Annotated in this window: 22 protein-coding genes and 2 pseudogenes; 8 read left to right on the forward strand and 16 right to left on the reverse strand. The window is 36.2% G+C overall.

Annotated features, from left to right (window positions below; genetic code table 11):
* Positions 1-147: 147 nt before the first annotated feature.
* Positions 148-435, reverse strand: a complete 288-nt coding sequence (locus HWV02_RS18185) for a phospholipase effector Tle1 domain-containing protein (protein ID WP_211689090.1) — start codon at positions 433-435, stop codon at positions 148-150.
* A 235-nt stretch (positions 436-670) separates the two neighbouring features.
* On the opposite strand from HWV02_RS18185, the gene HWV02_RS18190 reads away from it, so the two are divergent.
* Complete coding sequence (locus HWV02_RS18190) at positions 671-1,066, forward strand: hypothetical protein (protein ID WP_211689091.1); 396 nt, start codon at positions 671-673, stop codon at positions 1,064-1,066.
* Positions 1,067-1,215: 149 nt separating this feature from the next.
* On the opposite strand, the gene sbnB is transcribed toward HWV02_RS18190, so the two are convergent.
* The 3 genes from sbnB to HWV02_RS23060 form a co-directional block, all read right to left on the reverse strand.
* Positions 1,216-2,235 (reverse strand): 2,3-diaminopropionate biosynthesis protein SbnB, encoded by a 1,020-nt coding sequence (sbnB, locus tag HWV02_RS18195; RefSeq protein ID WP_211677082.1) that lies wholly within the window; start codon positions 2,233-2,235, stop codon positions 1,216-1,218.
* 29 nt (positions 2,236-2,264) lie between these two features.
* Positions 2,265-3,233, reverse strand: a complete 969-nt coding sequence (gene sbnA, locus HWV02_RS18200) for a 2,3-diaminopropionate biosynthesis protein SbnA (RefSeq protein ID WP_211677083.1) — start codon at positions 3,231-3,233, stop codon at positions 2,265-2,267.
* A gap of 265 nt (positions 3,234-3,498) precedes the next feature.
* Positions 3,499-3,807: a helix-turn-helix domain-containing protein gene (locus HWV02_RS23060; protein ID WP_370629412.1), complete on the reverse strand. Its 309-nt coding sequence runs from the start codon at positions 3,805-3,807 to the stop codon at positions 3,499-3,501.
* A 517-nt stretch (positions 3,808-4,324) separates the two neighbouring features.
* Between HWV02_RS23060 and HWV02_RS18210 the strand changes: the two genes are divergently transcribed.
* Positions 4,325-5,308: an acyltransferase gene (locus HWV02_RS18210; RefSeq protein ID WP_211689093.1), complete on the forward strand. Its 984-nt coding sequence runs from the start codon at positions 4,325-4,327 to the stop codon at positions 5,306-5,308.
* A gap of 80 nt (positions 5,309-5,388) precedes the next feature.
* On the opposite strand, the pseudogene HWV02_RS18215 reads toward HWV02_RS18210, so the two are convergent.
* Positions 5,389-6,734: pseudogene (locus HWV02_RS18215) on the reverse strand (ISNCY family transposase).
* A 505-nt stretch (positions 6,735-7,239) separates the two neighbouring features.
* Here HWV02_RS18215 and HWV02_RS18220 point away from each other — a divergent pair.
* Positions 7,240-7,635: a hypothetical protein gene (locus tag HWV02_RS18220; protein ID WP_211677084.1), complete on the forward strand. Its 396-nt coding sequence runs from the start codon at positions 7,240-7,242 to the stop codon at positions 7,633-7,635.
* 68 nt (positions 7,636-7,703) lie between these two features.
* On the opposite strand, the gene HWV02_RS18225 is transcribed toward HWV02_RS18220, so the two are convergent.
* Both HWV02_RS18225 and HWV02_RS18230 read right to left on the reverse strand, forming a co-directional pair.
* Complete coding sequence (locus tag HWV02_RS18225) at positions 7,704-8,324, reverse strand: hypothetical protein (protein ID WP_211677085.1); 621 nt, start codon at positions 8,322-8,324, stop codon at positions 7,704-7,706.
* A 249-nt stretch (positions 8,325-8,573) separates the two neighbouring features.
* Positions 8,574-9,437, reverse strand: coding sequence for a GyrI-like domain-containing protein (locus tag HWV02_RS18230; RefSeq protein WP_211689094.1), 864 nt, complete (start codon positions 9,435-9,437; stop codon positions 8,574-8,576).
* A 482-nt stretch (positions 9,438-9,919) separates the two neighbouring features.
* Between HWV02_RS18230 and HWV02_RS22925 the strand changes: the two are divergent.
* Together HWV02_RS22925 and cfa are read left to right on the forward strand one after the other, a co-directional pair.
* Positions 9,920-10,175: pseudogene (locus tag HWV02_RS22925) on the forward strand (IS5/IS1182 family transposase); the annotation flags it as partial.
* A 143-nt stretch (positions 10,176-10,318) separates the two neighbouring features.
* Positions 10,319-11,467, forward strand: a complete 1,149-nt coding sequence (gene cfa, locus HWV02_RS18235) for a cyclopropane fatty acyl phospholipid synthase (RefSeq protein WP_211689095.1) — start codon at positions 10,319-10,321, stop codon at positions 11,465-11,467.
* 163 nt (positions 11,468-11,630) lie between these two features.
* Here cfa and HWV02_RS18240 read toward each other — a convergent pair whose 3' ends face one another.
* The 5 genes from HWV02_RS18240 to HWV02_RS18260 all read right to left on the reverse strand — a co-directional run bounded on the left by HWV02_RS18240 (position 11,631) and on the right by HWV02_RS18260 (position 15,380).
* On the reverse strand, positions 11,631-12,005 hold the full coding sequence (locus tag HWV02_RS18240) for a hypothetical protein (protein WP_211672826.1): 375 nt from the start codon (positions 12,003-12,005) through the stop codon (positions 11,631-11,633).
* A 67-nt stretch (positions 12,006-12,072) separates the two neighbouring features.
* Positions 12,073-12,759: a hypothetical protein gene (locus HWV02_RS18245; RefSeq protein ID WP_211672827.1), complete on the reverse strand. Its 687-nt coding sequence runs from the start codon at positions 12,757-12,759 to the stop codon at positions 12,073-12,075.
* Positions 12,760-12,848: 89 nt separating this feature from the next.
* Positions 12,849-13,175 (reverse strand): hypothetical protein, encoded by a 327-nt coding sequence (locus tag HWV02_RS18250; protein WP_211689096.1) that lies wholly within the window; start codon positions 13,173-13,175, stop codon positions 12,849-12,851.
* A 213-nt stretch (positions 13,176-13,388) separates the two neighbouring features.
* The gene (locus HWV02_RS23065) at positions 13,389-14,495 is read right to left on the reverse strand and encodes a phosphatase PAP2 family protein (RefSeq protein WP_370629413.1); all 1,107 of its coding nucleotides are present in this window, start codon (positions 14,493-14,495) and stop codon (positions 13,389-13,391) included.
* Positions 14,496-14,822: 327 nt separating this feature from the next.
* The gene (locus tag HWV02_RS18260) at positions 14,823-15,380 is read right to left on the reverse strand and encodes a hypothetical protein (protein ID WP_211689098.1); all 558 of its coding nucleotides are present in this window, start codon (positions 15,378-15,380) and stop codon (positions 14,823-14,825) included.
* 984 nt (positions 15,381-16,364) lie between these two features.
* Between HWV02_RS18260 and HWV02_RS18265 the strand changes: the two genes are divergently transcribed.
* Positions 16,365-17,630, forward strand: a complete 1,266-nt coding sequence (locus tag HWV02_RS18265; protein ID WP_211689099.1) for a diguanylate cyclase domain-containing protein — start codon at positions 16,365-16,367, stop codon at positions 17,628-17,630.
* A gap of 27 nt (positions 17,631-17,657) precedes the next feature.
* Here the strand turns inward: HWV02_RS18265 and HWV02_RS18270 are convergent, their stop codons facing one another.
* The 3 genes from HWV02_RS18270 to HWV02_RS18280 all read right to left on the reverse strand — a co-directional run bounded on the left by HWV02_RS18270 (position 17,658) and on the right by HWV02_RS18280 (position 19,594).
* Positions 17,658-17,981, reverse strand: coding sequence for a hypothetical protein (locus tag HWV02_RS18270; protein ID WP_211689100.1), 324 nt, complete (start codon positions 17,979-17,981; stop codon positions 17,658-17,660).
* A 121-nt stretch (positions 17,982-18,102) separates the two neighbouring features.
* Complete coding sequence (locus HWV02_RS18275) at positions 18,103-18,837, reverse strand: prephenate dehydratase domain-containing protein (protein ID WP_211689101.1); 735 nt, start codon at positions 18,835-18,837, stop codon at positions 18,103-18,105.
* A gap of 340 nt (positions 18,838-19,177) precedes the next feature.
* Complete coding sequence (locus tag HWV02_RS18280; protein ID WP_211689102.1) at positions 19,178-19,594, reverse strand: ankyrin repeat domain-containing protein; 417 nt, start codon at positions 19,592-19,594, stop codon at positions 19,178-19,180.
* A 240-nt stretch (positions 19,595-19,834) separates the two neighbouring features.
* Here HWV02_RS18280 and HWV02_RS18285 point away from each other — a divergent pair, with 240 nt between their 5' ends.
* Positions 19,835-20,338: a hypothetical protein gene (locus tag HWV02_RS18285; protein ID WP_211689103.1), complete on the forward strand. Its 504-nt coding sequence runs from the start codon at positions 19,835-19,837 to the stop codon at positions 20,336-20,338.
* A complete protein-coding gene (locus tag HWV02_RS18290) occupies positions 20,335-20,868 on the forward strand; it encodes a hypothetical protein (RefSeq protein ID WP_211689104.1) in 534 nt (177 codons plus the stop codon). Before HWV02_RS18285 ends, HWV02_RS18290 begins: the two co-directional genes overlap by 4 nt.
* 111 nt (positions 20,869-20,979) lie before the next feature.
* Here HWV02_RS18290 and HWV02_RS18295 read toward each other — a convergent pair whose 3' ends face one another.
* On the reverse strand, positions 20,980-21,330 hold the full coding sequence (locus tag HWV02_RS18295; protein ID WP_211689105.1) for a DUF2235 domain-containing protein: 351 nt from the start codon (positions 21,328-21,330) through the stop codon (positions 20,980-20,982).
* Positions 21,331-21,913: the final 583 nt, after the last annotated feature.

Genomic DNA, 21,913 nt, shown 5'->3' on the forward strand with positions numbered 1-21,913 from the left:
CAAACTCTTTCTGTAATCCTGTAAAATACGAGCGGCTTATTATAATTAACAAAGACTTATCTCTAATAAATGAAGACGTCTTTAGATTATAACCTCCATTAGCAACAGCAATACAATAAGACCAGTTAAGTTAAGTCGTTCACTTCACTACTTTAATTTTTGGAGCACATAGACATGGACACTTGGGGTATTTATATCGGTTACCGATGCGGCACCAGCACGCATTGCCCATAAGCTAGGCTTAAACGTTTCTCTCTGCTCATCGATTGAAACAGCATGATATGCATGCAAAGCATCTTTGCTAAGTCTTGTATCATGAAATTGAAGATATTCATTAGTGATTTCTTTTAAAAACCCGATAGGCACACCAAGCGAACCGACAGTGTCCCATACGCCAATTGCCGCTTTGGTTAGGCTTTGTCTAAGATTTCCCACAGATTCCGAACATTGGTTTCTTCGTTTTCTGCATGCCTACCTTCATCTGGTTTGTTTCATGTACCATCTAAACAAAGAATAATATTTTTACTCATGTTTCCTCCTATGTGATGAACGGCTATCTACCATTAGGCGTTTATTTGTTTTCGATGGAATTATATTTCTAAATAAAATCAATATGATTCACTCTGTTGGAACAACCTTAATCTATATTATTTTACTAGGAGTGATTATCATGAGTAACTTACTTGACCAAGCAAAAACTATCTTAACTATCGCAAAAGACACTGCAAAAACGTCGGTCACTGCTGGTTTTGGTGTTTATGGCACTATCCTTGATGAAGCATCAAAATCATCAGATAAAGCAACGCAAATTTTTGAGTCTCTTGTTGAACGCGGTGCGCCAGTTGAGTCGAAGCTGAAGGAACAAACGTCTACAATATTTACTAAAAAAACCACCTCAGAGCCAGTTAAAACTAAATTGCAAAGTATCACTGGCCGTTTTACGGGTGTTCAAGATTCAAAACTAAGTGAATTAGAAAGTAAGATTGACCAACTGACTGTGCTTATTAGCGAACTAAACACGGCACCAAAGAAAGTGACGAAAGCTAAAGTAACTGCTGAAGCATAATAATATTTTAACTATCGTCGTTAATTAAAATGAGCCTCCTGATTTGAATTGGAGGCTAGTTTCAATGAACTACCACACTCTACAACTTCAAGGTAACCTACTTCCCTCCAGCTAAAGATAAAATTTTCCCATCGCGTGACTTAACCCATTTAGTTTGTGTAAGCCTCAGGAAAGAAGTCAGAGTGCTCGGTGACATCTGATTTATCAGCAGTATTAAGAATCTTTTGAGCTACAGCTAAATCTAAAATCCCCATACCAAAAGGAGAATAAATACGTGTACGCGTCAGATCTGGAGTTACTTTATTTCTGATCACTTCGGCAATACCACCTGCCATAAAATCACTGTGCCCAACTTGTTGACTCGCTAAATGTGTAGAAGTTTGAGACTTCAAACTGTGTTCAATATCATCTGCCACATTTTGTCCACTCAGTATTATTTCAGGTGCAAGGTCACGTAGTGACATGTGAAGAACAGTAGGTGCATGTTTAAACCATTCAGGAGAAAGTATGTATGGGACAGTCGCGGATGTTGCTATTAAAATTAAGTCTGACGTTGTAATTGTTTCCTCAAGTGTTGCACTTTTGGAGTTACTTACGAGTGACTTTTTACATTTATTGCGAAATATAGATGATCTATCTTTAGATAGATCTGCAACATACATTTCCTCAATTTCCCAACCTGAACCGACTAGAAGATCTACAGTACTAAAGGAGATGGGTCCACAACCTACCACTCCTAATCGTTTTATCTTTCCTGGTGTACTGTGGAGGTATTTAGCGCCAATAACAGCAGATGCAGCAGTACGAGCTGCGCTGATTAAGCTACCTTCTAAGCAAGCAACTGGATAGCCGGTATTTCTATCGTTGACGATAATAACAGCAGATGCTCTATTCAACTGTTTGTTAATATTATCAGGAAAGCTGGAAATCCATTTTATTCCGGTAATTGGTTGTTCCGCTTCGAGTGATGCTGGTAAAGCTATAATTCTGTCTCGAGTATTATCAGGAAAGCGTAAAAAATAGCTATCTGGACTCACTGTTTTAGAATCTGCATGCATTAAATAGGCTGATTCTGCAGCTTCAATCACTGACTTAGGGTTTTCATTAAGCCATTGTGAAATATATTTTGAACCAACAACTTTGAATTTAGGAATCGATGTATTTTCCATTAAATTACTCCTTCTATTTTATTTGTAAATTAGATTGCCTGGATTAAGTCAGCCTGATTATTTAATACTGGAAATTTAGAAGATACCCACTCTTGATTATAAATGGTATCAACATACCGATCTCCCATGTCTGGAGAGATCGCAACCACAGTTGCGCCTTTTGGAATATTATCGGCAAATTTATGAACCGCAGAAAGAACAGTGCCTGAAGAACCGCCTAGTAATATTCCTTTCTTAGCGAGCATGCTACACATTTTAATGGTGTCAGTTTCTGGGATTAAAATTAGTTCGTCATAAACAGAGTTCTTACTCAGTGGAGGACGACAACTAGATCCTAAACCTGGAATAAACCTTTTTCCTGATGGGGTATTAAAAGTTACTGATCCGACACTATCTACAGCAATTATTTTTGTTTTTGGTGAGTGTTCTTTCAAATAGATGGAAACACCTCCTAAAGTTCCCGTTGTGCCAGCACCAATGAATATATAATCAAGGTCTGGAAACTCTCGTAAAATCTCTGGACCAGTCATTGAATAATGAGCATTAATATTAGCTATATTTTCATATTGGTTTATCCAAGTTAAGTTAGGCTTAGACTGGATTAGGCTACGGATCAGGGCTATACGAGTTGAAAGATAACCACCGTTTGAATCTTTATCTTTTACAATGATGAGACGAGCCCCGTATGCCTTAATTATTCTGGCTGTTTGGGGTGAAATATTAGGATCACTAACACAGGTAAAGTTATACCCTTTGGTTGCGCAGATCATGGCTAATGCTATACCTAGGTTTCCTGAAGAGCTTTCAATAATGTCCATTCCTGGTTTTAGGGTCCCTTCTTCTTCCAGCTGAGATATCATCGAAATTGCAGATTTTATTTTAATTGAGCCTGTTGCGGATAACCCTTCCAGTTTTACATTTGCGCAGACATCGTTTGTTATGTTTATTTTTAAAAATAAATCCGTTAATAATAACTCCATTGGAGATGTTACAATCATGGTTAGTACTCCATTACTATTTTTATTTGTTGTAACTTACTCAACCTCCCATGTAAGTCAGGGAGATTAACTACAATAAGATAAATAAGACTGCAGAATGCTATATTTATTTCCTTTTCAAATCAAACAATTACGACTTTTGAATCCCCCAACCCCAACCTTCAGAGTGAAGTTTTAACTTGTCGATACGTGTACAATTAGAGTGATCCACCATAAATAGGTACTTACTAAGGGGGGTGGGGGTTTGATGGTATTTCAATTTGAATTATATAACTTTTAATATATTCATTAATTGGTAGTAAAACCTAAAATATTTATAGGAATGATGATGGTTACTGGGCTGGCCACGTTTATGTGAAATCAAACCTTCAGTACCATGTTTTAAATATTGCTTCGTCAGTCGATATACTTGTCGTGGACTTAGGTTTAGAAGCGCGGCAGCATCGACGCCAGAGATACGTTTATCAATGACATTTTTGATGGTGTTAATTCTGTATATTTCAATATCAGTCATAGTGAGTAACATCATGTAGGTCCAGAGCGTCGAATTGATGCTCTGAAGATAGTTCAACATGACATTTCTAACGGTGACAAACCTGACATCTCTAACTGGGACTTACATTCATCATGCGCATAATCACCTTTATGTTCAACAGCCGCTCAGAGAGCGGTTTTTTATCTATAATCAACAAATCTGTGGAATCACCGCTGAAATCAATTGCAAATACCTATCTTTTTATAGTAAAAGAAAAACTTTAAAATTTACGCAAAAATAAAACAGTGGGTATCTATTAGGGGTTTTGTTACCATATCTTCGAAATTAACTTTAACTTTTCCTTAAGTACTGACATCTATATTTTTTCATTAATTTGTAACGTTAAGGCCTACTTTAAGTTGACGTAAGTTTGAACTTACAAAAGTGTAACTTTAGGGTTGATATGGTAATTATTGGCACTGTAACATCAGTGTTCTTTAACCCTAAATTGACAAGATCATATTCCTAATGCCTACTTCGAGAAGGTGGGCGCAAAAAACCTTAAAGCTATCATTATGTTTCATGATAGCTTTAATTAAAAAAGGATTGAAACCCATTGAATAAGAATAACTTTGATATATTGAGGATTGTGCTCGCCACAACAGTGTTCTATGCTCACATGGGAGTGCTTGCTGGAATAGATTTGTTAAAAAACTTCCCTAGTGGTATTGCAGTTCAGGGTTTTTTTATTGTAAGTGGTTATTTAATAGTTAAAAGCTATTTACGCAATAGTAATATCACAACATATGTTAAATCTAGATTTTTTAGAATATATCCATTATATTTTATTGTGATCTCATTTTGTTTTATTATCAGTTATTTTAATTATTCATCATCATTTTATAATTACATGAATGATGGTGCACTAAAATACCTAATATCCAACTACTTTTTTGCAAATTTTTTAGCACCATCACTTCCAGAAATGTTTACTGAAAATGGAATGTCAGCGGTGAACGGCTCCCTGTGGACACTGAAAATTGAGGTTATGTTTTACATATCAGTACCGATAATTTATGGTTTTTTTAATCGATATATTAACAATTATGCATTAACCGTTTTAATAGCGGTCATTTCAATAGTTTCTTATTACTACATTGAATATCTAGTTGAAAAGTATGGATTCAGTAGCAGTTTAAATCATCAATTACCTTCTATGATGTTATTCTTTATGATCGGAGCTATATTTAACTTTGCTAACCTATCATTCCTAAAGGACTATCACTTAATATTTTTAATTCCATTATTATTCTGGTTCAAAGATATATATATATTATCAGCTCTTTTAGTCGGTGCTTTTGTATACATCATTGCCTTTGTTATAAAACCGATTAAAGTCAGCAATAAAATTGGTGATGTATCATATGGCATATATATATGGCATTTCCCAATAATTCAAATTTTTGTTATGTATGGTTTTTTTGAAAACATTTATATTGGATTTACCCTTTCAACCATTACGGTTGCACTAATGGCTACATGTAGCTGGCATTTTATAGAGTCAAAACTTGTCCACAAACCTTTCAACTCAAAAACTTAACGTTATAGAGCCTATGTTTTAATATCATTAGAATAAAGTACCTGTTAAGGCAAGTTTGAAATGTCACATTGTTCATCTCCTTAATCACGAGATGAACTTGCTTTAAACTCGACGTCAGTAAGGTAAATCGGGTTCATCAAACGCTTGGGTGCCTTGCGACTTGTCATTCTTGAGTTGCGGTTACAACTCGGCTCATGTTCTCGTTCATCCTGTGAACGCTTCGCAGCCGCTAAGACCGCACCCAATCGTTTATTACTCACGACTTCAGCTTGCTGAACATGTCTCAGCTTATCAAATATGCTGTATTCAAATGACTCTCCGCAATGTTGAATGGATAGCGTGCCATCGGGATAATCATAAATCATGACCTTTTTACCGACCAAACACTTGGCTTTATCGGTCGGTGTGAACATGTAAATGACTTTATCGTACTGGAGTGTAAGTGATGAAGTTAAGCTGCGGCTCACTTGACGCGCAAATATATCATCAAGCTCTACGTTAGATTCTTGGAGTAGGCGATGCTTATCGTCAGTACTGTGGGGTAAGCACGCAAAGCGTGCGTTATGGAGTGAAATATAGTGTGGAACCCAGGCATTCGCTTCTTCAATCGTATTGATACCAGCAAGCCTCATCTCCTTGATTAATCTATCTTGCAGAGTGTAATTTACACGCTCAACACGTCCTTTAGCTTGTGAGCTATTAGCACAAATAAGCTCGATATTTAACTCGCATAACGCTCGGCTATACTGCGTCATTTGCTTGCTTGTTTTACGACTAGGACTGTTGACTTTAAAGACGGAATGCTTGTCGCTATAGAGCGCAATTGGCTTCCCATATTCAGAAATATACTGACGGGTTACGTTCATATAATCATAGGTGGTTTCAGCTTCACAGAAATAAAGGGACATTAATTTACTTGTCGCGTCATCAATAAATACGAGTAAACAGCATTTAGGTGAACGGCCTTCGAACAAATCATGATGAGAACCATCGATTTGAATTAATTCGCCAACACAATCTCGTCTATATCGGGGCTGATAGATTTGCCGTTTTTTGCGACGGCGAACAGTCCACAAACCATCTGCGACCATCCATTGACGGAGCGTTTCACTAGATAGCTTGATGTTGTGATTCTCTAATAGTTTTTCACAAGCAAATGTGGGTTTGAAGTCGCTGTATTTATCTTTAACTATGTTGAGGATTTGTTCTCTAAATTCGGCTGGATAGCGCCGATTGCTCGGCATGTTACGGCGCTTAGATACTAATCCAATATCGCCATGAAGGCGGTATGTATTAACAAGTCGCTGAATATGTCTGCGGGTTAGATTTAGCTGTGTAGCGGCCGCTACTTGAGTGATCCGCTTATGACAAATATCTTTAATAACACCTAAACGATGCAGTTCTTTTTCCTCATAGTAATCAACATGGCACAACTCGATGCTTGGATTAGTTACGACCAAGTATACCAAAATGTGACATCTCTAAATTGTTAGAATGTGACATTACTATATTGCACTTACATTAGAATAAAGTACCACTGCGCATAACACATTTTATGTGTAATTTAAGTAAGTCCGTCAAGGCCAAGTATCTAAACTTTACAGATTTTAGCCCTATTTAATATATAGTATGTAACACGTATCATCAGGCTATGTAGGTATTCTTTCTAATTGCTGTTCGGCAGTTCTAGCACAGAATACTTGCGTGATAGAACCTGTAAGATACATATGAAACACCACTTGCTGGTTTGTTCCATGTACCATCTAAACAAATAATAATGTTTTTACTCATGTTTCCTCCTATGTGATGAACGGCTATCTACCATTAGGCGTTTATTTGTTTTCGATGGAATTATATTTCTAAATAAAATCAATATGATTCACTCTGTTGGAACAACCTTAATCTATATTATTTTACTAGGAGTGATTATCATGAGTAACTTACTTGACCAAGCAAAAACTATCTTAACTATCGCAAAAGACACTGCAAAAAAATCTGTCACTGCTGGTTTTGGTGTTTATGGCACGATCATTGACGAAGCATCAAAATCATCAGATAAAGCAACGCAAATTTTTGAATCTCTTGTTGAGCGCGGTGCGCCAGTTGAATCGAAGCTGAAAGAACAAACGTCTACAATATTTACTAAAAAAACCACCTCAGAGCCAGTTGAAACTAAATTGCAAAGTATCACTAGCCGTTTTACGGGTGCTCAAGATTCAAAACTAAGTGAATTAGAAAACAAAATTGATCAACTGACAGTGCTTATTAGCGAACTAAACACGGCACCAAAAAAAGTGACTAAAGCTAAAGTAACTGCTGAAGCATAATAATAATTTAACTGTCGTTGTTAATTGAAATGAGCCTCCTGACTGGAGGCTAAACGCGCACTGATAAGTTATTTTTTCGCCTTTGTACTTTCAAATTTGTTCGTATAAACGCCAGGTTTTGTTTTTGGACGCCAAACTTTACGTCCTTTTGTACGGAGTCTTTTTAGAACTTGTAACTTTTCACGTACATTTGAAAAATAGGCCAACTTATTTTTCTCTTCTTCAGATAATAGCGCTGGGTTATGTCGCGAAATTAGCCGGAGTAGATGGAAGCGTGTTACTTTTTTAGAAAAAAACCATATTGGTGACCAAGTCGAACCACGAAGTGTCACGCGTTCAAAATCAACGATAGAAACCTTATCATCTTTAATAAGTAAATCGCGCTCTGGTAGAGAGTGACGAGCTACACCTGCACATAACATTCTATCAACCAGTAAGCACAAATGTTGCAGTGCTTCATCAGAAAGTTGTTCCTTATTTTCACCAAGCAAGCGTGTCATTGTTAGAGTGGTATCATCGTCTTTATATTTAATTATTTCAGGAAATCCAGATAGACCTTTTAATCTAAGCAGCGCGAATTTTTCGCGACTATAACGTTTTTTGTAACTTGGTCTAATTTTAAAAGTTTTTACTACTTCCTCATCGCCAATTTCGACCCGCATTTTACCCGTTTCATATATTGATATCATACCCACCAACGAACCTATCATCTTTACAAAAAAGACCAGCCGAATACCACTGGTCTTACCTGAAAAGCATACTAGTTGAAGACAGAATTAGTGACAAGCCTAGTACTGCAAAGCATCGTAAACCATTGTAAATAAGTGATTTTTAAAGTAAACAAGCAGATATCTACGGTGTGCAGCACCTGATTAACCAAAATATCCAACTTAATGTGGCACTTCATTAGGGGTTTTAATAATGACCAAATGCGAAACCTATTTAATAGGTAAGTAAATATCTGTTACCAATTCACACTCATCCACTTCATGGACAAAATTCAAGTAGTGGAAGAAACAAGGAAAATCACGCAGCGCTTCACCACTATCTGGTAACCATTTTTGATACAAATAATAAACAGTATCACTGATTTTATCATGACTACCTTTATGTTGAGCAACTGCACAGCGGCCACTCGGGATCACGCCCGCTTTTACACCATATTGATTATCTGGAACTTCCCCCTTATGCGTACCGCAAATATCAAACCGAAATTCGGCACTTGGTGTGTCATTCGGATCGCTGTATGGAATACCAAAAGTGTCACTCTTTTTAACCGGAGATAAACTAGTTTCTTTTCTCCAAGCAATAAATTTTGCTACTGTATCAAAAACTAATTTAGGGTCGCCTCTATGCTCTATCTGCGCAACTTTCTTTTCTTCAAAATTAATAACCTTTATGTCCACAATGATCTCTCCAACTATTGGTGGTCTAAATTCATATTTAGAGTGCCACGACTGCCACTCTGGATTGTGCCTAAATTGGGAAGGTGATTGCTTGAATATTCTTTTAAACGCACGCGAGAATGCTTCTGGACTTTCGAAATTTGCTTCGTAGGCAATATCAATAATACTTTTCTCTGATTCGAATGCCAATCTAAAAGAGGCTCGCTTCATTCTAGCAAGCAGCACAAACTGAATAGTGCTAAACCCCATGAAGGACTTAAAGATGCGATGAAAATGATATTTAGAACATATTGCAACGTTGCTCAATGTTTCCAACGACATATCTTCATCTAAGTGATTATTAATGTAATCACAAACTCTTTTAATCCGCTCTTCATGGTATTTATCTACACGCATTATCTACCTTCTGCTTCCCAATTAAGAAATCGAGGTCATGATATATGTGAACATAAACCAATGCCTGATTGAAATTGCTATACCTTCATTTCGCAAGTTTTAATTTATAGTATGAAGAGTGCTAGCTGAAGGTAAATATTACAGTATATTGATAATCAAGCGACAGCTGGGCATATCAGCCGGGATTACAACAGTATTGTCATGTCAAATTATGCTCTCGTAAGCTCACAAAATACTCATAATTAAAAAAAAACAACAAGTTTATTGATAACGACTAATAACAAGCGCACACTACCTTCATTCGAAATAAGGGTGAAACCCGACTCGAAAGTTCAGATCACGTTTAAATCGGCAGATTCAACTTCGAAGTACATTACCGCTAAACAGTTATCGCTACTATATGCTCAGCCATTAATTGAGCAGGGGTTTTGTAATCAAGTTTCTTTCTCGGTCTGTCATTAAGTTTTACTATGCCCTAATTAATGCTCAAGGATGAACACTGGTCGAAACTGAAAATCTATATTGCTTGAAGAGCGTGTCTATGAGAAACCTGAACATCGTCAAACATTGGAAGGCATTCTGTTACGATGATTTAGAACACTTTCTAAAAACAGCGATTGTGAGTGGTAGTTCATTGATGGGAGCTATATCAAAGCTCATCAGCACAGTGCTGGCGCGGCATCTAAATGTAATCAAAGTATCGGATTACGCCGTGGCGGTAATACAAGTAAAATACATTTTTAAAGTTCAACAGCTCCTAACTGGAAAGGTCCCCGAATTAATATAATTTATACGCTTAGGCTGGACGATTAATATCGCCCCCCTTTTTTAGAGTCTTAAATTATATCTATTTAATTTCTTATTCAATTCAAGAGAGTTTTATGTCTAATAAAGATTTATTCCAATCAATTTTATTAAAAGCTGATATTCAGATCGATGGTAATCGTCCATGGGATATCCAAGTTCATGATGAAGAGCTTTATACTAATATACTAACTGAAGGTTCTATCGCTTTCGGTGAAGGTTACATGAACGGGAAATGGAAATGTGATGATATATCAGAGTTAATTAGTAAAATTTTACGTACGGATATAGAGTCAAAACTAGATGGCTTATTAAAGCTTCGTATTGGAGTTGAAGTAGGTAAAAATAAATTACGTAAGTTTTTTAACCCTCAAACGATTGAACGTTCAAAAAAAGATGTCTCATCTCACTATGATACAGGCAATGATCTGTTTGAGAATATGTTAGATAAAAGAATGACTTACACTTGCGCTTATTGGGAGGATTCAAGTAATATCGACGAGGCACAAGAGGCTAAATTAGACTTGGTATGTCGAAAACTAGACCTAAAAAAAGGTATGCGAGTACTAGATATCGGCTGTGGTTGGGGCAGTTTTATGATATATGCAGCTGAACACTACGGTGTTATTTGTGATGGTTTAACCTTATCTAAAGAACAAAAAAAGTTAGGTCAAGATAGAGTTAATGCTCAAGGGCTAGATGTTACTTTTGTTTTACAAGACTATCGTGATTACCAACCCACTGAAACCTATGACCGTGTAGTATCTATTGGGATGTTAGAGCACGTTGGACCTAAAAATTACAATGAATATTTTGAATGTGCAAAAAGGTTTATGAAAGATGATGCCATTTTCCTTTGCCATACTATAGGTGGTTCAGTTTCGAGAACAATTAATGAAAGTGATCCTTGGATCCAAAAATATATTTTCCCTAATGGTGTTATTCCTTCGATGACTCAAATATCAGGCGCTATCGAGAACAAATTAAACATTGAGTGTGTGCATAATATTGGTCCAGATTATGATAAAACATTAATGGCTTGGTATGAAAACTTTGAAAAAAATTGGACAAATATTGCAAGTAATTACAGTGAAAAGTTTTATCTAATGTGGAAATATTACCTTCTAAGTTGTGCTGGTGCATTCCGTTGTCGAGATCTCAATGTATGGCAAATTATGTTGACAAAATTGGGCACTGAAATTCCATTAACACGTCGAGCATCATAATTATATTAATGAAGTCTGCAACTTAGGTTCAAGGTGCAGTCAGTTTTGTTAAAAGCATATCGAATATTCATGGACTATAGCAAAGAGTGGTCCAAGAAAAGTAGCAGAAACTAGTTTACTTGCATCTGGATTTTAACTTCCAGATAGCATGGTTTGCGCCCGACTATTCCTCTGGCGCGTAGATAGTCACTGTAATTCGCCCACCAACGTCAGCGAGTTTTGAAACCGAATCTTGACTCAACGTGGACTGAAAGGCCCTTGGTGTTGAACCACCATCATAGCCAAAATCAAAGACACGTTTTATGGCAGAGTCCCAAATGGTCCTTAGATCAGATGGTAAACCTGTTATTAGCTGATGGTATTTTTCAATGATGTCATCTTCAGCACTCTCTAGCGTTTCGAAGGCTCCGAACCAAGTACCGTCGACTTCTTCAAGTCGAAACACTGATATTTCATCTCCCCAAAACTCGACTATCGGGGTAATATCCTGCTTTGATTCGACATCCAGATCGACGTTTAAAAAGTGTGTATCGTTCATTGCCTAGCTTACTATGTTAATTTATTTATAAACTATATTATGGCATTTATTAAGGGGTTCCAAGACTTTAATAGAATTGAAATTTTTCAATATTATCCAACATAACCTTTCTATTGTTTGTGCTATGACTACCACACTGATCGCCATACACCTTTAATTCAGGGAATGAATATGCTTTTATAATTTGTTTATTTTTCACCGACGATGTCACAGAAGACATGATCGTTATATATCTTCCGCATACAGCAGCATAGGCATAGGGAATTAAATCTTCTTCGTATACGGTTTCATGCTGAGCACCGTATAAATGGCCTAGTTCATGTTCTAAAGTTAGAGAGTCACAATTCAGATCAATAATCGCAATATTTGGAAAAGAAATAGATACAGTCGATCCGCAAAGACTCTTTGTAGAGGTCGGTGATTTCATTAATAACACTGACAATCTACTACCATCAATTAGTTTTTTGTACAGATTGTAATCCTCAATCATCAATTGAATCATAACTAAATCAAGTCGATCATAATTCACATCAGCCAACGATGAAGAAAAATAAATATGGCCCTGCTTTCGAGTTAATGGGAGAGACGAGTTACTTAGCACTAAGTTTGAGTCTGCAATTGAGTTGGTTATTTTTGATTCGACAAGATTCTTAGGGATGTCATTGCTAACATAGAAGTCTATATAGGTGGAACTTGCCGCTTGACCGTATTGAATAGAGAAAACAAAGCATAACAAATATAACTTTTTAAACATAAGTCTTTAAGCCTTTTGTAATAACGCAATTAATTTGGCCACAAAGAAAGAGCTGAGGTTCAGGTTTTGATCCCGCTTAAATTGACTTGTTATATGTCTGAATCGCAACTACTGCTTTGATCATAATTCGCAGGAGAACCACTATCAAAACTATTAGAGTTCTGCGTAAGAACTGCAGTTAAAAAAATATAATCGAGTAAATTAAAACTAGATCTTTTCTTAATCGGCTTATCTTCAGCTAATAAACTAAAAATTAAACCAGCGCCAATAATTGGTAATAACCATGCCACACTTATTAAAATAACTTTCTGTTTCTTATCAAAAAAATCAGACTTAACTACATGGTAAGTGATGAAAATCCCCGCGTATACAGCCAGGCAACAGAGTATAGTGATTATAATTATCGGAGTGCTCATAGTTTCCGTACCAAGTGACTCATAACATAGGTATAACAGGACAGGTATGGAACTGATTTTATTATATTTTAATTTTATAGCAAGGGAAATAAGTATTAAAAGTCTCATGGTAAATATCGAAATTAAATGGGTAATATGACATTTCTAACGGAGACCTAAAAAGCCTCCTAATTAGGAGGCCAATTTAACTAATCCACTACAGTTGTGGCTTATTTATTCAGAAATTCGAGTTGTACAGATAACCTGCCTATCGGTTTCACCGACATAAGAGGATATACGCCAAATACATAGAGTCAGCAAAGCACTGACAATTCCATCTACAAAATAATGCCATCCGAGGGCAAAAGATCCGATAAAGATAATAAAAGCAAATACCCACAGTGCATATCCCAGTTTTTGATTCACACTAGAGATTGCCAGAGCCATAAGTACGGCAACAGAAACATGCATACTTGGCATCGCTGAGATACCACTACCTAACATGTCTTTATTATTTGCATACGCATCCCATAAATTATTTTGCATAGAAAGACTAGATAATCCAGGCCATCCTTGTTCTATTAGCCAGTTATGCTTGTTTTCTAACGTTTGTATTAGTAAGTCATAGGCATGATTTTCAGGATTTAATCGTGGGACAAATGCAGGTCCAGCAGACGATAATAACATGGCGATTACGATACCGATGATTGACCAACACAGTATCGTACTAATAAGAAAACGGGTTCTAACGACAGAGTTAGATGCGAGTAAAAAATAGCATATCACAGTCCACATAATGAAAAACCAAAGGTTGTAACAGAGATCCATGATAAAAATCCCGTAAGGACTTTCGATTAATCTATGAATAAATAGAGCAGGGTCGTGTCCTAAAAAAAACCATCTATCTAGCTCTTGAAATAGCACGTCATACTTAAACATATTGACGATAGGTATCATGTTTTTCATCGTCGAAAAGCATGACATAAATAGACTAATTGCTGTAAGGAGTAAGAAAGATGAGAGCAATTTAGTTCGAGACGCATAGACTAGTGCTAGTGGGTTATTAAAGCACTTAATGGGTTGGGGCTCTCTATTGATTAGTCGCTTAAAATAGTAAAAAATTACATAGAGTAATGTTGAAATTGGTATGATAAATCCCAGTGCATGAAAGTAAGAAAAAAAACGTAATTGATTAGTATAATCATAATAAAAAGTAAATATTGATATTGATAGCACCATAACTAATATCAATAAATATATTAATCGATCCTTTATAGCCTCCTTATATACAGATAAAGATTCATCGCGGACAATTTGTATTAACTTGGTATTTAGTAACATATCACACTGATAACATTTAGGTAATTTAGCTGGGAACTGTAACACACCTTGAATTAAAGTGTTGAATAATCAAGAAAACTTCGCATAACCAAAAGAATACTCATGCTTCCTCCTATGTGATGAACGGCTATTTATCGTTAGGAGTTTATTTGTTGGCGAGTCACTTTATGATTAATGGCGGGAATATTAAGATCAAAAAATGGGCCGCCGCAGGCGGCCCATGTTCAAAGATGAAGTTAATCTTGAGGATAAGAAAGAATCTATTAAAGATACCCTATGAGCATCTTTAATATTTGGTTCAGTCAGTCTTATCCGGACTAAGAGTTCTTATAGTTCAAAATGAGGCAGCTTAATGGTCTGTTTATTTATTGCTTCGGAATACTCTTCGCCATATAGTTTAATAACTGCAATGTCATTTTGTTTAATATCTTTTTCTACATCAACAGTCAAATAAAGTATCGGAGCCTTTGATAGCTTATCATGTTTAACGAGGCAATACTCTATAGTCTTCTCCACGCCTTGAATATCCACCAGCCAGACCCACCCAGATTTGTCCCGAAGATCTCCTGGAACGCCTATCTTACAATCTTTTCCTGTATCCTTCAAACTAACGTCAAGTCTCTCATTGTTCTCTGTATTCCAGATGATGAACTTTGAGTAAGTGTAACCATCAAGTGGGTTCCATGTAATGAGCCCTGTAGATGCAGTGGTTGGAATAGGGTTCGTACACTTAGCTTTATAGTTTGCATTAGTACATTGAAGTGAAAATCGCGGATCGCCTCGTTGGTAACCGAAAATTTCTGCATTAAACGATAAATCCATCCATGCAAAAGAAGGTGCTGAAATAGCAAGAGACGTTAGTCCCAAAAGTATTTGTTTTTTCATTTTTATATCCTCTTTAATATAGTTCGCACAGCCTCTCACACAATACACACTTAAAGACATGTTATTTATACTTGTTTACATTTAGGCTTTATTTGCTTACATCCATATACATCTCTATACATCCGTTTACATTCACGGTACTTGTAGCGTAAGATTCGCCCCCGAACCAGCACCCGCCAAAAATAATATCAGGCGTGTAGCTGGTGACCATCAAACACCTAAAGTGCAAACAAAACAGGGTGTTGCATGTTTCACAACTGCGCATAATCACCTTTATGTAAGGTGGCGTGTTCGGGATCTAGAAACCCTTTCCCCCGAATCTAAAAATAATCAAATAACTTAATGTTAAACTCTCCAGCAACTCTCAATGCTTCTTTCAATGCAACAGGATACGAAAAGATTTCTAAGACCCTTTTTATGTACCCCTTTGTTTAAATGGCACTTTCTCTCAGATTGTTATACTTTTAATGGCTTCAGGCGGATATTGCAAAAACCCGCCATTTTTCAGGCGAGGTTGCTTGGCAAATAACCCTAATTTCATTCTCATATTTCCAATCAAGGGTTTAGTCGCTAGCACCTTGCTCTCAGCAGGCTTTGGCGTATGTTGAAGCAATGTCGCCGTACAGCCAAAAAGAAACAAGGGTAAAATCAGTATTAAAAGTCTCATGGTAAATTTCGAAATTGAATGGATAATATGGCTAAAGATAAAGGGGGGGGGTTAATAATTTATGCTCTGAATGAAAAGTTTTCCTAAACAGATGCCAGCCGCCCTAAATGAGGTAAATAGGTAAACCACCTGTTCACATTTCCAGAATCTCCTAACATAGGAGATAGCTTCAACCAATCAGGGTTTTACTTCGAAGTAAATACCAATAAACCATTAGTTTAAATCATAACTTATATGGTACCTTCATACGGATATTTAAACCTAGAAGATAGATTCCATAATAAAATTCAACTTTCGACAAAGTAACACTGAAACCTATGATTAATAAAATTAAAACAACTCAAATTAAAACTGCCGCGGTTTTCAGTTTTATCTTTATGTTACTTTCTTTAATTTCGTTTTTTATGCTCCAAAATTTCCAACACTCTGTAGCCACAACATTAGCAAGCCGCACTGCTGAAGTGTTAGCTACTACAATCAACCAAGCTAGAATTTCATATAGTGCTCATACAACACCACTAGATTTGCATCCAGATATTACTGTCGAAGCTTTATATCATGGGAAACCACTGTCACTTCCCAACCCTACTACATTTGCTATTGAATTAGGTGAAGCTGTTACTCGTTCCTCAGCAGGATTTATGTTGCACACCTACAGTCAATATCCGTTTAAAAATAGAGAGAATATAGGTGGACCACAAGACAGTTTTCAACATGATGCTCTTTCACAATTAACTACATCATCCCCAACATTTGAGCGAGTCGAAGAACTTAATGGAATACAAGTGTCACGCTACGCTGAAGCGATTTTTATGACGAAAAGTTGTGTAACCTGCCATAATAATCATCCTGATAGTCCTAAAAAAGATTGGCGAGTAGGCGATGTACGTGGTGCAATTGACATTGCCATCCCCTTAAATATTGATGAAAAAGATCTATCTGGAACAATGAGATACTCTTATGTGATATTTATTTCTTTCTCAATAATTAGTTTGTCATGTATATTTATAACGCTTAAAAGAGCGCTGAGCTTGTCTCAAGAACTAGAGCATAAAGTAAAAGAAAGAACCTCTGTATTAAATGAAATTGCACATACTGACTCACTTACACTCATTGCCAATCATCGTTCGTATGTTGAATTTTGCGATAAAATAATTCAGCAACAAACTCCATTCTCAGTCATTATTTATGATCTTGATTACTTTAAAAAAATAAATGACAAATATGGTCACGATGTCGGAGATGAATGTTTAATTGCAGTGGTCAATGCGGTTTCCTCTGCATTACGTAAAGATGACGACTTCCATGCGCGTATTGGTGGAGAGGAATTCGCCATAATTTTAACCAATACCTCAATGCTAGAATTAGATGTGATAGCTAAACGCGTACTCAAGTGCGTCAAAGATATTAATATCCCACAGCATAACGATATAAAAATAACTTGCAGCATGGGCTCTACACTCATTACTAAGTTTGATGGTGCGACGATTAAAGATATAATTAAGGTCGCAGATAACGCACTTTATGAAGCTAAAAAATTAGGTAGAGATAGATGGGTACACAAGCATTACAATATAAATTAGGTATTTCAGAAAGTATGAAATTCACTATCACCCAAAGTCCTTTGCTGTGGATATATAAAAATTCATCGCATCAATAAATCTGTCTGCTTTCTTCCTGCTTCGGGTATAAAAACATTTTACTATATGATTTTCATCGTTACGTAACTGAATTATATACCAGTCTCTTTTATGAAAGAGTTCCATGCTATCTAACGAATTAAAATAGAGTATTGATGTAACATGCTTACTCTTTGTTTTTGTCACACCAGTTGAGATTGCAGAAGTATTCGAGATAAGCGTAGCGCTAGCAACTCCCCAGCCCTTAGATATAGTGCCGTCTCCAAAAGCCAAATACTCATCTGTAATAAACATGCCTTCAGGTCTATATTTTAAAGGCCGCTCAGGGACGATTTAAACCCTAGATCTAAAAAACCTCCAATTAGGAGGCCAAATTAACGATCACACTACAGACTGTAGTTTTATGCGACCGTTCTTATTTGTTGATTATATTTACTGATGATATGGCATTATTAAGCTCACGCCTTGCTTCCAACTCAGTTAAAGCTAAATCTCTCTTTTCCACTTTAGCTAATAAAAAAGATGTATTGTTATTTTTATTATCCTGAACAGCTTTAGCAACAACACTTATATTAGGATACGTTGACTCAAGAACGCAAGATCCTATCGCTGCAGTACCTTCTGGGTATTTATTGTTAGATACTTTTTCTGCAGCTGCAGCAGTACCTTCTGGTACTGCAATTTCCTCTGCATTTAATGGAGCCTTCCATCCTGAAATCTGTTTTAACGCTGCTGGGTGTGAAGCTATATACTTAATTTCAACTCCCTTATCAATATCACTCTTGCTCATTAAAACACACATTTCAATTGGAATTGAAATCAATGCTTTAACATCAATAATTTTATATTCCTGAACAGCTTCAACACTAGCTCTAACAAGGTTTCCTGTTATCGTTGAATTGGTTACGGCTGCAAAAGCGAGTTGGTTATTATCATCAGCTTGCTTGAAAGCATTTTTAGGTGTTCCTGAAAATTCAACATCAGATTTTAGTTTTGGTTTCAGTGAAAACAACTTGGTGATTGCTGCATCATTAAAACTCCCCTTAGATGCTTGCACATATACAACAGAACTATCACTTTCCACTGCATAAAATGCGAAACCAATAGAAGCAACAATTCCAATAGGTAAAATATATTTTTTAAATTTCATTTAAAACGATTTCCATATCCCAAAATTGGTATTTAATCATATTTCCTATGTAATATTAAGAAAAAAACCGCCGAACAGGAGGGGAAATTCAATAAACGTTTGTGGGTTAACGATATGGCTAAAGATAAAGGGGGGGTTAATAATTTATGCTCTGAAGATAGTTCAATAGACCGCATATTGACGATTTTATCTAAATACAAAAACTCCAATCAGGAGGCCAAACCACTTAAAATACAGGCTAACATGGTTATGATTAATCTTTTAGAGTCCATAAATATCCCTTCTCACTTAAGGTATCATGCACTAATACTATTATCAGACGTTAAACCTGTGATAAAGATTAAAAAGTATTAACTGCAACGCGCTCAACCAATGCTTGTTTATTAATTAGCTTTTTCATGGCTGTCATATCTATATCAGCATTAACCTTGACTGCCGTACTCAAATAATCAATTCCATTTATCAGCTGAGGCGATTTTTTTATTGTCACTTTTGCGCCAAGTTCAATTAACAATGCGACTAATTCCACATCGTTATTCATAATCGCAATATTGAGTGGCGTGTGACCATCGTTATCAAGATGACTTTCCTCATTAAGATCTAAACCTGCATTTGCAAACGCAACTAAAAGCTTATCGCGTTTGCCGACATCTGGAATCGCAATAAGAAAAATTGCACCCGAGTTTGTCTGTAATTCTTCCACGCCGTTTTCATCAATTCTAAAGTTAGTCAAATAAACATCTGCCACTTCAGACATAAAGGAAGACTCTGAAGATGTCGCATAAACAATTAACTCTTCAGTGCTGCAGGACATCAAAAAGTATGTAGGAATACTGATTGCGAGTAGACAGATTACAACTAACCCTTTGAATAATAGCTTCAGCGTTATTCTGAGGTAAGCCTCTTCCAGTTAATTACATCTATAAATCATTCTAATTTAATACTTTATAGATAATCAATAATGATACTCTTATTTTTTATATATGGATGCTATCTAATGACGCAACAAAAAAATTTAAGAACATGCCCTAATATTGTAGGATTGACGCTTGATAAGGATAGTCTAGAAGCCATTGAGTTTATAAATGGTGTAAAAACCAGTCTAGAAATTGGCTGGGTGGCTATCACTTTAGGTCAATTATCTACACTTTTCGCAGGTCTTACTTTGAGTCCAGCTAGAGCTATATCGAAAGAAGCTGTAGAAACTGCATCTGAAGCAGCTGGTCCTATTTTAGGTACTATTTTAGGTACTATTTTAAAAACGGGTGTTAATACTGTCGAAGCTGCAGGTAGTGCAGCGGGTTCAGTCAGTTACAGTATATTTTCTTCAAACTGGGAAGCTTTTTTCTTTTCGTATGGTGGTTTACAGGCACATGCACAAAACCAAATAGAAAAAGTTATACTTAAACAAGCTTTAAGATCAGATTCAACGCCTAAAGAGCGCCTATTCTGGGGCACCTTAGCTCATGGTTGCAAAGCGGCATCGAAGGGTAAACAATGATAGTGCGAAATTTATTAATGGTTACAGCGATAGCAATAAGCCAGATAGCTTGTTCTGATGTAGTTAAAGAGGATGCTACTCGAGCATATGCATTCAAGCAATTGAAAGGTAAATATGCGGATTATGAAAGTAAATCTGTTAAGTGTCATGCAGACATGAAAGCAACTACTTTACCTGATTCTGTTATTGAAAAATTAAGTGCTATGCCGTTCGAAACGAGTGACTCATTAGCCTATTTATCTTTTAGCGCTATAGATCGCTGTACGCAACCTGAGTATAGCCAGTTTATGCGCTTGCTATTAATTGTAAATACGGAGAATGATAAAAATGAAGAAAAAGAAATTACAGAGTTTATATCTAAAATAAAATATTTATCATTCAGCCTTATCAGCATTTACCCACAAAAATATTACGATTCAGTTCCAGATGATATAAAAGAAAAATTAGTTTTAATACCTGAATTACAGCAATCATTTGAGCCACTCGATGCAGCGGAAAGAGCTTGGCCAAAAGAATATGGTTACGAATAAATCACATAATCGATTTGGGCATAATCCCATTTATTTTCTAAAATATGGGATTCATCATGAGACTCGATTGTTTTGATTTGGATCCGGTAAAAGTTATTACTGTAGGCAAAGTTAATGCAAAGCATCTTTGTTAAGTTTTGTATCATGAAATTGAAGATATTGATAAGTGATTTCTTTTAAGAACCCGATAGGGATACCAAGCGAACCGACAGTGTCCCATACGCCAATCACTTCGATCTGGCACATGATATTATTTTGTTTAAAGCTGTTTTTTTCGTGGTTATCTGCATGCTTATAAACATCGAAAGCATGTTCAATCGCCGTCTCAGTAAGCCGGTCTTTATTTAACAGTCCACAACTGTAGATCATACCAATGAGACTATTGTACCAGTCCGAACCGACGCCTTCGTCGTAATACACCACTTGCCGCTTTGGTTGGGTTTTATCTAAGATCTCCCACAAATTCCGAACATTAGTTTCTTCATTTTCTGCATGCGGCTACTTATCGTTAGGAGTTTATTTGTTTGCGATGGAATTATATTTCTAAAGAAGCGCAATATTATTCATACTGTTGGAACGAGCATGAATTTAAATTATTTAACCAGGGGGGATTATCATGAGTAACTTACTGCTGGATTCAAGTAATAAGCAAAAACTATCTCAACCGTCGTAAAAGACACTGCAAAACATCTATCACTGCTAACGACTTTTGAAACCGAATCTTGACTCAACATCAAGCTCGACATTTAAAAAGTGTGTATCGTTCATTGTCTACCTTAACTATGTTAATTTATTTGTAAGCTATATTATGGCTTTTATTGGGCGACTCCAAATAGCTATTAACTTCAAGGGGGCTCTATTCAATGAACGACGGCCCTGGATTATACTTCGAGAACTATTTTACAATGCAAATAAGATATTGGGTTAAAACATCGATTATGATGATTATGCTGTTCTTTGTTATATATTCAATTATACAGTTTGAGTATAAAGGTATAGGCGTTAAAGATCGTAAAATAGTGACAATTATAACGAGTGACTGCCA

The sequence above is a fragment of the Moritella sp. 28 genome (assembly GCF_018219435.1).
Taxonomy (GTDB): domain Bacteria; phylum Pseudomonadota; class Gammaproteobacteria; order Enterobacterales; family Moritellaceae; genus Moritella.

Coding starts and splice junctions, on each gene's coding strand:
- HWV02_RS18190 (WP_211689091.1), top strand. CDS start 671: ATGAGTAACTTACTTGACCAAGCAAAAACTATCTTAACTATCGCAAAA.
- sbnB (WP_211677082.1), bottom strand. CDS start 2,235: ATGGAAAATACATCGATTCCTAAATTCAAAGTTGTTGGTTCAAAATAT.
- sbnA (WP_211677083.1), bottom strand. CDS start 3,233: ATGATTGTAACATCTCCAATGGAGTTATTATTAACGGATTTATTTTTA.
- HWV02_RS23060 (WP_370629412.1), bottom strand. CDS start 3,807: ATGTTGAACTATCTTCAGAGCATCAATTCGACGCTCTGGACCTACATG.
- HWV02_RS18220 (WP_211677084.1), top strand. CDS start 7,240: ATGAGTAACTTACTTGACCAAGCAAAAACTATCTTAACTATCGCAAAA.
- HWV02_RS18225 (WP_211677085.1), bottom strand. CDS start 8,324: ATGATATCAATATATGAAACGGGTAAAATGCGGGTCGAAATTGGCGAT.
- HWV02_RS18230 (WP_211689094.1), bottom strand. CDS start 9,437: ATGCGTGTAGATAAATACCATGAAGAGCGGATTAAAAGAGTTTGTGAT.
- cfa (WP_211689095.1), top strand. CDS start 10,319: ATGTCTAATAAAGATTTATTCCAATCAATTTTATTAAAAGCTGATATT.
- HWV02_RS18240 (WP_211672826.1), bottom strand. CDS start 12,005: ATGAACGATACACACTTTTTAAACGTCGATCTGGATGTCGAATCAAAG.
- HWV02_RS18245 (WP_211672827.1), bottom strand. CDS start 12,759: ATGTTTAAAAAGTTATATTTGTTATGCTTTGTTTTCTCTATTCAATAC.
- HWV02_RS18250 (WP_211689096.1), bottom strand. CDS start 13,175: ATGAGCACTCCGATAATTATAATCACTATACTCTGTTGCCTGGCTGTA.
- HWV02_RS23065 (WP_370629413.1), bottom strand. CDS start 14,495: ATGTTACTAAATACCAAGTTAATACAAATTGTCCGCGATGAATCTTTA.
- HWV02_RS18260 (WP_211689098.1), bottom strand. CDS start 15,380: ATGAAAAAACAAATACTTTTGGGACTAACGTCTCTTGCTATTTCAGCA.
- HWV02_RS18265 (WP_211689099.1), top strand. CDS start 16,365: ATGATTAATAAAATTAAAACAACTCAAATTAAAACTGCCGCGGTTTTC.
- HWV02_RS18270 (WP_211689100.1), bottom strand. CDS start 17,981: ATGTTTATTACAGATGAGTATTTGGCTTTTGGAGACGGCACTATATCT.
- HWV02_RS18275 (WP_211689101.1), bottom strand. CDS start 18,837: ATGAAATTTAAAAAATATATTTTACCTATTGGAATTGTTGCTTCTATT.
- HWV02_RS18280 (WP_211689102.1), bottom strand. CDS start 19,594: ATGTCTGAAGTGGCAGATGTTTATTTGACTAACTTTAGAATTGATGAA.
- HWV02_RS18285 (WP_211689103.1), top strand. CDS start 19,835: ATGACGCAACAAAAAAATTTAAGAACATGCCCTAATATTGTAGGATTG.
- HWV02_RS18290 (WP_211689104.1), top strand. CDS start 20,335: ATGATAGTGCGAAATTTATTAATGGTTACAGCGATAGCAATAAGCCAG.